This is a genomic window from Chondrinema litorale, from assembly GCF_026250525.1.
Taxonomy (GTDB): Bacteria; Bacteroidota; Bacteroidia; order Cytophagales; family Flammeovirgaceae; genus Chondrinema; species Chondrinema litorale.
In genome coordinates this window covers 147,248-159,633 of record NZ_CP111054.1, presented here as the reverse complement: position 1 = coordinate 159,633, position 12,386 = coordinate 147,248, and the positions used below count along the sequence as shown (strand labels likewise).

The following is a 12,386-nucleotide window of genomic DNA, read 5'->3' as shown; positions in this document are numbered from 1 at the left end:
AACCATCCTCAGGCCTGTTAGCGCTACCAACGATTAGACAGGTCTTTGGATTTTTCCCTTATATTTTTGGTAGTAATCCGGAATTCTATAAAAAAATTAGCTTGAGTTAAATTGCTTCATAGGCGATTTTCAATTTGAAATAAATACCTTTTTATCTTTAATTTTATAGTTAAATTCTGATGTGTAACTGATGCCCTCCAATACATTTTGTAAGCTCTGGTTAGCATAGCGTCCCGAATAGGCTCCCGGTTCTTTAAAGTCTTCTGCCAATTCTATATCCACTCCGTACCATGTTTCAAGTCTTTCGCAAATCTCTTTAAAACTTGCTTTGTTAAATTGAAGTAAACCCTCTTTCCAACCAACTACTGCATCAATATCTTCTACTGTGTGTTTCTCTATATTTTTAATTTTAGAGTCGTAAGTTACAGCCTCCATCGGAGTCAACTTTATGTGGTTTCCGCCTTTATCACTTACCTCAACAATGCCAGTTACCACTGCCACTTGTACTTTGTTATAGGCAGAATCAGACTTAATGTTAAAGCTGGTACCTAAAACTTTGGTTTCTATTTCGCCAGTTTCTATAATAAATGGCCTTTCAGGATTTTTAGCTACATCAAAAAATGCTTCACCTTTTAAAATTACTTTTCTGTATTTTGCACCAAATTGCTTAGGATAAAACAGTGAACTACCTGCATTTAACTTTACCACTGTGCCATCCATTAACCTAATGGTCGTTTTCTTTCCCGCAGGGCTTATAGCAGAAAGCCAAACCTCTTCTGTTTCGTCACTTAATGCATGTATGCCTTGCTCGTTAAACTGATATGCACCAAACCCAGCTACCAACAATACTAAAATTACTGCTGCTATTTTGGCAAATCCACTCCACCAGTTATTAGTGTTTACCCCCAATTGAGATGGCTGTGTACTATTGCCTTTTACAATTTGCTCGTACATTTCCAGTATCTCGGTAGAGTCTAATTCGTCTTGTTTTTTATAATGAGTAGAGAGGATAATATTTTTGGCTTCCATTAATGCAGGAACTTTATGAGGGTGTACTTTCGTCCATTCCTCCCAAAACTGGTTGGTCTCCTCAGTAGCCGTCTTTACCCACTTTACAAAAAACTCATCCTCTAAAAAGTCTTCTGTAGTGAAATCTTTATATTTTGGCTGTTTGTTCTTCATACATATATATTTTCCAAAAATACTAACCCCGTAAGTCCATCAAATCCTCTCTTTATATACATGAGCACTTAGTTTCTCAAAGTGTCCCTCTTTTTTCAATTTTTTTTGATTTTTTTTTATCTAAGAGAATTATCGGCCTCTACAGGGCTATACAAATGTTTTCAGGATAGATTCTTTTTAAAATACTAAAAGCAAAACCAGTAGTAAAACAACAATTGATGTTAAAACTATGGCTGGATTCAACTTTTCTTTAACCTTGCCAATAGCTTTATAAATAAGCTTTCTGGCTGAATGTACTTTTTTCAAATCCATTACGTGGGCAATTTCTTCGTAACTCAAGCCCTCATAAAAATGATAAAGAAAAGCTTCTCGCTGGCGGTTGGGCAGCTCGTTTACTACTTTTTCGATTTTGGATTTTTTGTCTTTTAATGCCTCCTCATTAATAAGCGTGCGCTCATGAGAGAAAGAAACCATAAAACCCTCATTCTCCCATTTATTATTATAAGAAAGGTATCTGTTTTCTCGCTTCGCCATTCTTATCACCCTCCTGTACATCGATTTAAACAGATAAGATTTTATAGATAGGATTTCTGTATTCTTTTTGGATGGTTTTTTTAGATCGATAAATAAGTTCTGAATACAGTCTTTAACCAGTTCTCGATCGTTTACAATTTGGCAACCAAAAGTAAAAAGCGTTTGTACATAAGTTTTGTAGATATGGGCAAATGCGCCCTGATCTCCCTCCTTAAATGCTTTCCAAAGTGCTTTGTCTTCTAGTAAGTCATATTTCTGTTGTGATGTTTTTGGTATGTGGTTTTCTTTCACAGGATGCCCCCCATCACTATCAGTAACTTTATCAGAGTAATAGCCTCTTGCGATCATTTTCATAATTGTGGATGTTAGTATATATAAATTTACCAATTTCAATGATAATAGAAAATACTTTGCTAGTCGGTCTTTTGCTAGAAAATTATAATTTAATATCTCTATACAAAATGGTTTAACCAGTACCAAAAGACGTTGAAAGACTAATCTTATGGTCCGGTTAAATCATTTAATCATTTGCAAAAAAACATTGACATCACAGGTAATTTTTTCTGAACAAAGTATTTCAAAACTTATACAGATTATATCCACCGTTACGAAAAGTGATTAACTGTATTAGCTACTTTTCACCTGCAATATTAAATTTATTCATAGCTGTAGGTTATCTTTAGCTTACCTTATCTATTAAATTTATAGTAAGCTTCATTTAGTTTTAAGTCGTTTTTGAATCTGCTTATCTTAGTATCAGCATCGATGGTTACCAATTCGATATCTAACATATCTGCAAAATCTTCCATGTACTCTGTACTTAGATTTTGGCTGTAGCAAGTATGGTGTGCTCCACCAGCTAATATCCAAGCAGTTGTAGCAGTACTTAAGTTTGGTTTAGGATCCCAAAGCACTCTTGCCACTGGTAATTTTGGTAATTCTTCTGGAATTTCAACTGCTTCAACCTCATTTACCAACAATCTGAAACGATCTCCCATATCAATCATAGAAGCATTAATTGCATCACCAGCTCCTACGTTGAACACCAAACGAGCAGGGTCTTCTTTGCCACCAATTGATAGAGGATGTACTTCGCATTTAACAGTTCCTTTCGCAATTGAAGGACAAATCTCTAACATATGAGAACCTAAAATACGATCTGCTCCCGGTTGGAAGTGATAAGTATAATCTTCCATAAATGAGTTACCACCTTCTAAGCCTACTGCCATTACCTTCATGGCTCTTACTAAGGCAGAAGTTTTCCAGTCGCCTTCGCCACCAAAACCGTAACCGTCTGCCATTAGACGTTGTGTTGCGATACCCGGTAATTGTTTCATTCCGTGTAGTACTTCGAAGCTATCGGTAAAACCTTTAAAGTTTCCGCTTTCTAAAAATGCTCTTAAACCAATTTCAATTTTAGCTGAATCTTCTAGAGATGCACGTTGAGCACCATCGGCTAATAGAGATTTGCTTAACTCATAAGTTTCTTCGTATACTTTTAATAAAGCAGCTACTTCGCTATCAGAAACTTCGTTTACAAATTTTACTACATCACCAATACCATAGCCATTTACTGAGTAACCAAATCTCATTTGTGCTTCCACTTTATCGCCATCGGTTACGGCTACTTCGCGCATGTTGTCTGCAATACGAGCGATTTTACCACCACGACTATCTTCCAAAGCAGAAGCTACCCTTGTCCATACACCAATCTTATTAAGTACTTCTGGGTTTTTCCAGTGGCCAACTACTACTTTACGACGCACTTTCATTCTAGTACACATAAACCCAAATTCTCTGTCACCGTGTGCAGACTGGTTTAGGTTCATAAAATCCATGTCTATAGAAGACCAAGGAATTGCCTGATTGTACTGCGTATGTAAATGAAGCAATGGTTTATTTAGGATTGATAAACCGTTGATCCACATTTTTGCAGGTGAGAAAGTGTGCATCCAAGTGATAAGACCAATACATTTTGATTCAGCATTCGCCTGCACAATGATGTTATATATTTCATCAGGAGTTTTTACTACTGGTTTAAATATCACGCGAACGGGAATTGCCGCAGCGTCATTTAGGTATGCTGCAATTTCTTTAGAGTGTTCATCTACTTGCTTAAGCGTTTCTTCTCCGTACAGGTGTTGGCTACCTGTAATCATCCATACTTCAAATTCTTTTAAATCAATCATAATATTATCATTAATAGTTGTTCATTTTTTTAAGCTAATACAAAATTTGTTGCCGGACTTTCTAAGACCAGAAAACTCCATATAATACACTAATTATAGCCACTATACCTATGGCTCCAACATTGAATACAACATCTGTTTTAAACAGTGTAGCTGCGTTTTCTAAGTTAAGTTTTTTCACATCTTCATAATCGAGCTTGGCATTAGTGTAAAAAATAATACCTAACATGATGAACATAACAGACATCATAAATATGGCTTCGAAACCGAGTTCTGCCATAGAGCCAGAAAAACTCAATCCAAGAACTAGGGCAACAACACCTACTATAAAAAATACATAACTCAAGTTTACCAACACCTTTTGCTTACCTACTGGTGGCAAATCGGTTTTTACATGAGCGCCTTTATCGAAGAAACTTATTACTGATGCAAAAACACAAAGTATCATAAACACATAGCCCATTCTAAGAATAAATGGAATTTCTGGGAAACCCACTTTAAATACAATACCTATTGGAATGGTAACCGCAGCAGTCCAAAGTGCAGCCCTTGAGGTAATTTGTTTCCAGAATAAACCCATTGAGAATACACAAACCACTCCCGGATAAATAAAACCTGTATACTCTTGAATGTATTGGAATACTTGATCGAGACTGTTGAGCAATGGTGCAAATACTAAAGCAATTAATAGAGCTACTAAAGCTACAATTCTACCAACCATTACAAGCTGCTTATCGTTAGCATCTGGTTTAATAAATTCTTTGTAGATATCAATCGTAAATATGGTAGATGTACTGTTGATCATAGATGCTAGTGAAGAAACAATAGCAGCAGCCAGTGCAGCAAATGCCAAACCTCTTACACCTACAGGTACAAAGTTTTTCAATAGCCAAGGGTAAGCTTCATCAGATTTATCAATAGAACCAATTGCTTCTACTGGTTTGCCCAACATAACAGAAAGTTGCTCTGGGGTAAAATCTGTCATTAATACATAAGCAGTAATACCGGGGATTACCACCAACAAAGGAATAAGAATTTTTAAATAACCTGCGAATATTAAACCCTGTTTTGCTTCTCTCAAACTCTTAGCAGCCAAACCTTTTTGAATAATATACTGGTTAAAACCCCAGTAACCCAGGTTAGTTAGCCACATACCTCCTAATAATACAGCAACGCCGGGTAAATCGTTAAAAGCATCTTTTTCACCACCATCTCCATCTGGCACCATAATCATCCCTTTTTCTACAATCATAGAAAAGTGATCTTTAGCACCATTATATATGTGGTTGAAACCGTGCATTACACTTCCTTCTCCAACTGCTTCTAAAGCAAGAAAAGTAGTTACCAAGCCACCTCCTACTAAGAAGATTACTTGTACTACGTCTGTCCATGCAACAGAGCTTAAACCACCATAGATAGAATATAATCCTGAGAAAATTAACAAACCGCCAATTCCCCAAATAAGCGGAACACCAATTATTTTTTCTAGTGCCAATGCACCGAGGTAACTTACCGAAGTTAGGTTTACAAACACATACACTAGCAACCAGAAGATCGCAAAGAAAGTACTCACCTTTCTGTTAAATCTCATATTGATAAACTGCGGCATGGTATATATTTTCTTCTCAAGAAAAATAGGGAGAAAATATTTGGCAACTATAATGAGTGAGATTGCTGCAACCCATTCGTAAGCTGCTATAGCTAAACCAATTGCATAACCAGAACCAGACATGGCTATAAAGTGCTCAGCAGAAATATTTGCTGCAATTAACGAGGCACCAACAGCCCACCAAGTTAAAGTATTATCTGCCAAAAAGTAATCTTTAGCAGTTTTTTCCTGCCCTCCTTTAGAGCGGGATATCCATAGTCCAATACTGACTATCACAATACAATAGACTACAAATATAATATAGTCTAGCGTCGAGAAGGTACTTTCCATATTTACATAATTGATGTTTGTATGTTGTTATATTTAGTCTTTAACACTGACCGTAATACGCATCTTTGCCGTGCTTACGCTCATAATGTTTATTAATTAAAGAATCTGGTAATTTTGGTGCCTCTGGGTTTATTTGTCTGGTGAGGAAAGCCATTTTAGCTACCTCTTCTAAAACTGCACTATTGTAAACAGCTTTCTCAGCATTTTTTCCCCAAGTAAACGGAGCGTGGTTAGATACTAGCACCATCTCAACTTCTTCGTAAGAGAATCCTCTTTTTTCGAAATCGTTGATGATCTGGTAACCAGTTTCGTGTTCGTAGTCGCCTTTAATCATTTCGGGACTCATTACCGGAGCACAAGGTATATCTTTGGTAAGATGGTCTGCGTGGGTAGTACCGAAGATAGGAATATCTAATTGAGATTGCGCCCAAGAAGTAGCGTAAGTACTATGCGTATGTACAATACCGCCAATTTTATCCCAAGTTTTGTAAAGTACTGCATGTGTCTTTGTGTCTGATGAAGGACGCATAGAACCCTCCACAATATTGTTCTCAAAATCTACGATTACAATATCTTCTGGCTTTAACGACGGATAAGGCACACCACTTGGCTTAATAGCAAATACAGCTTCGTTTCTATCAACCGCACTTACATTACCAAATGTAAAAAGCACTAATCCCAGCTCGGGAAGCTGCATGTTTGCTTCATATGCTTCCCTTTTCAGTTCTTTATATTTACTCATTTTTAAATTCTTTTTTAATTACTCAGTCTGTATGAATTTTCTCTTCGAGGAATTTTCCTATTTCTTTGTATTTCGCATACAACACTTTGTATTTATCTACATTCTCAGGAATTGGCTCATACTCTTTATCAAATCCGCTTTGCATTACTTTCTGCGCTTCTGCTACAGAATCGTATACACCTGCGGCTGTTGCTGCAAAAATGGAAGCTCCCAATGCGCAAGTTTGTAATGATGAAGCCACAATGATATTTCTATTTAAAACATCAGCAAGTATTTGCATTACGAATGGAGATTTTTGAGGAATTCCACCCAAAGCAATAATCTTTTTGATATTTACTCCTTGTTCCTGAAAGCGATCTACAATGGCTCTAGAACCAAATGCTGTAGCTTCTACCAAAGACCTGAAAATTCTAGGTGCATCGCTACCGAGGTTTAAGCCGGTAATAGCTCCTTTTAATAATTGGTTCGCATCTGGAGTACGTCTACCGTTCATCCAGTCGATGGCTACTGGTAAAGAAGTTTCTAAAGGAATTTTTTCTGCTTCTGCGGTTAACTTAGGTAAGATGCCGTCTGTCGCTTCTTTGATAAGCTTCTCTTTGGTAGCTTCATCTAAAAGCGTGCTCTCACTAATAATATTTTTAATTGGCCAAGCCAACACATTTTTAAACCAAGCATAGATATCGCCAAAAGCAGACTGGCCAGCTTCCATACCTTCCATACCCGGAATTACAGAACCATCTACTTGACCACAAATACCACTTACTAAAATATCTTTTACTTCTTCGGTTGGTGCTACTAAAATGTCGCAAGTAGAAGTACCAATTACTCTACATAATGTATAGTCGCTTACTGCACCACCCACTGCACCCATGTGCGAATCGAATGCACCTACACTTACTTTTACTGATTCTGGTAAGCCTAGTTCTTTTGCCCACTCAGGAGTTAATGTACCAACTACTTCATCAGAAGTATAGGTTTCATCCATAAACAACCTATCTCTGGTACCAGCTAAAAGAGGATCCAATTTTACAAAGAATTCTTCTGGAGGTAAGCCGCCAAAGTCTTTATGCCACATCGCTTTATGCCCAGCAGCACAACGACTTCTTTTTAAGGTCTTGGGGTCTGTCTCTCCTGTAAGTATAGCGGGAATCCAATCACAGTGTTCTAACCATGAGTATGCATTACTCTTCACCTCGTCGTCTACTCTGATAGTTCTCAGAATTTTTGCCCAGAACCACTCTGATGAATAAATTCCTCCTTCGTATTTTGTATAATCTTCTCCTCCCCAGGTTTTAGCTAGTTCATTAATTTCTTTCGCTTCTTTGGTAGCCGTGTGGTCTTTCCAAAGAATAAACATCGCATTGGGGTTTTCTTTAAACTCCGGTGTCATGGCCAATGGAGTACCTTCTTCATTCACTGCTATAATAGTAGAACCTGTAGTATCTACTGCCATTCCAACCACATTTTCTCGAATGTCTTCACTTACATCAGAAAGCACACCTTTTATGGTTTCTTTCATGCTTTCAATGTAGTCTAATGGGTGTTGTCTAAATTGGTTTTTAGAAGGGATACAATATTTGCCCTCTTTCCACATCTTATACTCCGATGTTGCACTGGCTAACTCTGAGCCGTCTGCCGCATTAATTAGAACAGAACGTACAGAATCAGTACCGAAATCCATCCCAATCACGTATTTAGTTTGTTTCATTTTCTTAGGCTCTAATAAGGTGTTATTTATAATAGGTATATATTATGTGTCTAAGATACACTTAATTTTAATAATTGCAAAATTCTTCTTTATTTGTAGTATTAATTATGCGTACCCCATTTTTTCGAATCAACTAAAAGAAACATAGCGAGTGGATTTTTACCAGGAAAAGAAACCTGTTTTAGTAGCATTAGACTGCATTATTTTCGGTTTCGACAAAAAGGAATTAAAACTCCTTGTAATCAAAAGAGATTTTGAACCCTCAAAAGGAAACTGGTCTTTAGTAGGAGGATTTTTACAGCCAGACGAAGATTTAGATATATCTGCAAAAAACTTGTTGCAGCACCTAACCGGACTTTCAAATATATTTATGGAGCAGTTGCATTGCTTTGGTAATGTACAGCGTGATCCGGGAGAAAGGGTAATTTCTGTTGCTTACTACGCGCTTATTAAACTAGAAGAGCACGATCAAGAACTGGTGGAGTCGCACAATGGAAAATGGTTTACACTCGAAGAAATGCCCGACCTCATTTTCGACCATAATGAGATGATTATGAAAGCCCTACAAAGGCTTAGACAAAAAGCCAGATATCAACCAATTGGTTTTGAGCTACTGCCAGATAAATTTACTATTCCAGAGCTACAATTATTATATGAGGTAATTCACCAAACTAATTTTGATAGAAGAAATTTTAGCAAGAAAATTCTATCGAAAGGGATTTTGAAGAAGCTCAACGAGAAGCAAAAAGAAACCTCCAAAAAAGGCGCTTTTCTCTATAAATTCGATAAGAAAAAATACGAAGCACTCGTAGTAAAAGGCTTTAACTTTGAGCTATAATAGTTCGGTTTTCTGTTTTTTTGAAGATTAAATGATAACTGTCCAATGATAATTGTTAACTGAATACTGTTGACTGATCACTGTTACTTGTTGACTGTTATCTGTTCACTGTCTAATGTAACCAAAAGCAGCCAGTTCAGATACTTGTTGCACTTGGTTGATGATGCCTTGATTTAATACATAATATTTATTGCAAACCTGAAAAACAGTTTCGTACTGGTGATCAGTTAAAATGATTCCTTTGATTTGAGCCTGATAATGCAAATGAGGAATGAGTTTCTCGATTAAGATCGGCGATAAGTATGAGAAGGGTTCGTCTAAAATTACAAATTCACTTTTACTATATAAAAGAGTGATAATTTCCATGAGCTTTTTTTCGCCACCAGAAAGGCTTCCTACGCGTTTCTTTCTATTCTTCTTAATTTCTTTTAGCTCAAAGATTTTATCGAGATGTGCTTGTAGTTGGAAGATGTTTATTAGATCATCAAAACTAAAATAATCCATTACACAACCATCTTGTGGCATATAATGCACAGCATTTGGCATCCGAAACAATTGCGGTGAATAGGTTTTATTTAACCTTACAGTTTGAGACTCACCTTTGAGCGAACCAAAAATTATTTTTAGCAAACTCGATTTACCAGCACCATTCCTACCTAATAACCCGACAATCTCTGTGGTAGCACAATTTAAATAAACATTAGAAAGAATTTTTCTGCCTTCAAAAGACAGTTGCACACTATCAACTTCTAGTAAACTCAAAGAAATGTTAGATTAAAAATGGTAAGTATAAGAATGGTAGTAAATAAGTCTATGACAAAGGAAGTAGCTAGAAGCGACCAAATATTTAAGCCTAGATTGTAAAAGAAATACAAGTGCTTTTTTCTGCTCCAATAATAGGCTAAACAAGTACCGGAAAAGCCTACTACTTTTATCCAGAAAATATCTGAATAATCTGTAGCTTCATAGATAAGTAGCCAACTTGCACCCAAAAAAGTGAAGACTAAATTCTTTAAAGTATGCTCTCTAAAAATGTATTTGCTGGCTAAAAGCCAATTTCGTAGATGTACAGGCATACTCCAAATTAGCTAAGTGCCTCTAGGTATGCCTGCTTTTTAACATATTTAACTCACTGTGTGAAAATTTCTAAAATTTTATTTCAATGTTTTTTTCAACACTCTTTTAGCATTTGCACTGGTAAGTTTGTCTATTTCTGTTTTAGACAGACCTTTTGCTTCTAATGCAGCTACCCACTTTTGCACATCAAAATAGTCTTTAATTACGGGTTTGTAATTGGCATCCATATCGGTGCCTAATGCTACATGATCGATTCCAACTACATCTACCAACTCGATAGTTGCTGCCACAAAATCATCCATATCGGTGTTTAGCCCAGAAGGCCATGCGCCAATAATACCACCTGTTTCTGCAACTATTTTTGCGTGCTCTTCTGTAATTGCTCTGGCATTTACAGGATCATTGGTGTCTTTCTTTAAAATACTATGCGATAACATAATTGGGGCTGATGTTATCTCAGCGACATCTTTTACAGTTTTAAAAGAGGCATGAGCCACGTCAATTAACATCCCAACTTCATTCATTCTTTTCACGATTTCTTTGCCATAAGCCGATAAACCGTCGTTTATGGGGCTTTCTGTCTGCAAATCGCCCACTGTGTTTGGTGCATAATGTACCAATTGCACAGAGCGCACTCCCAGCTCAAACACCCTATTTATGTTATCTATATCACCATCTACAAAATCTGCTCCTTCGCAAGAGATAAAAACAGCTACTTTTTTCGACTTATCTAATTCCTTTACTGAATTGATAATACTAGTATCAGAAAGTGCAACGAGTTCTTGAATTACGCTGAGTTGTTGCTCAAAACTTTGCCAAGCCTCCCCTTTTTCAAAACTTCTAACTGGTTTAACTCCTTTCTCCGTCACCTTTAGCAAATTAAGGTCTGATACAATGCTCAAGAACACACCATTTATATGATTGGCATTCATATCGTTTATCACTTTCTTAAAATTATCGTCGCCTGCGTATGAGGAACTGCCTTTTCTAAAAAAAGCGCCCGGATGGCAATGCAAATCGAATACATTGTAAGTAGAAGCATTCGCATTTTTATCACCAAAAATGGAATTTGAAAACGCTAAATCTGGAATGATTGAAAGGCTGGCTAAAGCACCAAGCTGCTTAATAAAGTCTTTTCGGGTAATCATAATGAATCGGTGTGTTTGTTAATTTTTTTGAGATAATTTACTAAAATATCACCTATTCATCAGATTTTGGGCATTTTAAGATGGAATTAAATTTATCATAAACTATCCATATCTCGACTAAGCTTTACTTCTTGCTTGTTGGTTTTTATGATTAGTTGATTTTCATTCAGCTCGAATTCCCAAGCCGAATCTGGGTATTTATTAGAAAAACTGATTAAGCTAATTTTCGCCACATCTCTATCTAAAAGCCAAACTCCATGATTCCCATATTTTTCTTCTCCTTGACCCATTAGGTAAGTATTGTTTTCATTAAAAACCACCCACTGCTCATTTAGTAAATCTAGCGAATCTCCTCTGGCAATAGATTCCATCTTCCACTTACCGAGCAACTGAATTTCTGGTCCAGGCTGGCTAATTAGTTGCGTATTTACATGATCTTCGGCTAGGTGATGCACCTTAGATAAAGTAAAATCTATTTGCTGGGTGACTGTACTAAGAAGCTTTCCTTCAATCATTCTTCTAAAATGATTAGGATGTGTATAAATATTCAGCAACCACTTAGAGTTAATCCACTCAGTTTCTTCATTCGTTAAAAACAAAGTATCTCCATCCATTTTCCAATTACCAGCAAAATGTTGTCGGGTGTTCCAACTTACAAATGAGCCATCTTTCTTTATTTTTATGCCCTGCCAAGCCAAATTGTATTCTTTCTTGCCCTTTAAAGCGAAATATTCAATTTGCCATAAACCAGTAATTTTATCTGAATTGTCTGGCTTGCAAGCAGCCATGCAGATGAGTACTAAGAAAAAGGATAAGAGTTTTGACATAATTGAAATCTAAAAAAATTCATGAATAAGAATAGATACATTCCTTTCTTCTATGTTCTTTTTTCCTTGATGAAAAAAGAATGAAAAAAATCAAGAAAATCCGATGCTGCCACACACTAACCAACGCACATCCCCGCCGGATTTTCGACCAACGCTTTTTAAGCTAATTGAATCTCTTGGAAATTCTATCTATCATAAATTC

The 12,386-nt window shown here is 36.5% G+C and carries 11 protein-coding genes; 1 reads left to right on the top strand and 10 read right to left on the bottom strand.

The annotated features are described in order from the left end of the window. Positions 1-129: 129 nt before the first annotated feature. The 6 genes from OQ292_RS33660 to OQ292_RS33635 form a co-directional block, all read right to left on the bottom strand. Positions 130-1,182: a FecR family protein gene (locus tag OQ292_RS33660; RefSeq protein WP_284688526.1), complete on the bottom strand. Its 1,053-nt coding sequence runs from the start codon at positions 1,180-1,182 to the stop codon at positions 130-132. A 177-nt stretch (positions 1,183-1,359) separates the two neighbouring features. Next, entirely contained in the window at positions 1,360-2,070 is a 711-nt protein-coding gene (locus OQ292_RS33655) for an RNA polymerase sigma factor (protein ID WP_284688525.1), read from the bottom strand. A 335-nt stretch (positions 2,071-2,405) separates the two neighbouring features. Beyond that, positions 2,406-3,905: an L-arabinose isomerase gene (gene araA, locus OQ292_RS33650; protein WP_284688524.1), complete on the bottom strand. Its 1,500-nt coding sequence runs from the start codon at positions 3,903-3,905 to the stop codon at positions 2,406-2,408. A 61-nt stretch (positions 3,906-3,966) separates the two neighbouring features. Beyond that, positions 3,967-5,844 carry a sodium:solute symporter family transporter gene (locus OQ292_RS33645; protein ID WP_284688523.1) on the bottom strand — a complete coding sequence of 626 codons (1,878 nt, stop codon included), beginning with the start codon at positions 5,842-5,844 and terminating at the stop codon, positions 3,967-3,969. Positions 5,845-5,884: 40 nt separating this feature from the next. Then, on the bottom strand, positions 5,885-6,586 hold the full coding sequence (locus tag OQ292_RS33640; protein ID WP_284688522.1) for an L-ribulose-5-phosphate 4-epimerase: 702 nt from the start codon (positions 6,584-6,586) through the stop codon (positions 5,885-5,887). Positions 6,587-6,608: 22 nt separating this feature from the next. Continuing rightward, entirely contained in the window at positions 6,609-8,294 is a 1,686-nt protein-coding gene (locus tag OQ292_RS33635) for a ribulokinase (protein WP_284688521.1), read from the bottom strand. Between the two features lie 151 nt (positions 8,295-8,445). Here OQ292_RS33635 and OQ292_RS33630 point away from each other — a divergent pair, with 151 nt between their 5' ends. After that, positions 8,446-9,132 (top strand): NUDIX hydrolase, encoded by a 687-nt coding sequence (locus OQ292_RS33630; RefSeq protein ID WP_284688520.1) that lies wholly within the window; start codon positions 8,446-8,448, stop codon positions 9,130-9,132. 105 nt (positions 9,133-9,237) lie between these two features. Here the strand turns inward: OQ292_RS33630 and OQ292_RS33625 are convergent, their stop codons facing one another. From OQ292_RS33625 to OQ292_RS33610, 4 genes are all read right to left on the bottom strand, one after another. Next, positions 9,238-9,894: an ATP-binding cassette domain-containing protein gene (locus tag OQ292_RS33625; RefSeq protein WP_284688519.1), complete on the bottom strand. Its 657-nt coding sequence runs from the start codon at positions 9,892-9,894 to the stop codon at positions 9,238-9,240. Next, on the bottom strand, positions 9,891-10,208 hold the full coding sequence (locus OQ292_RS33620) for a hypothetical protein (RefSeq protein WP_284688518.1): 318 nt from the start codon (positions 10,206-10,208) through the stop codon (positions 9,891-9,893). The genes OQ292_RS33625 and OQ292_RS33620 overlap by 4 nt, the downstream gene beginning before the upstream one ends. 78 nt (positions 10,209-10,286) lie before the next feature. Continuing rightward, complete coding sequence (locus OQ292_RS33615; RefSeq protein WP_284688517.1) at positions 10,287-11,357, bottom strand: dipeptidase; 1,071 nt, start codon at positions 11,355-11,357, stop codon at positions 10,287-10,289. Positions 11,358-11,452: 95 nt separating this feature from the next. Further along, positions 11,453-12,184, bottom strand: coding sequence for a hypothetical protein (locus tag OQ292_RS33610; protein WP_284688516.1), 732 nt, complete (start codon positions 12,182-12,184; stop codon positions 11,453-11,455). Between the last annotated feature and the right edge of the window lie 202 nt (positions 12,185-12,386).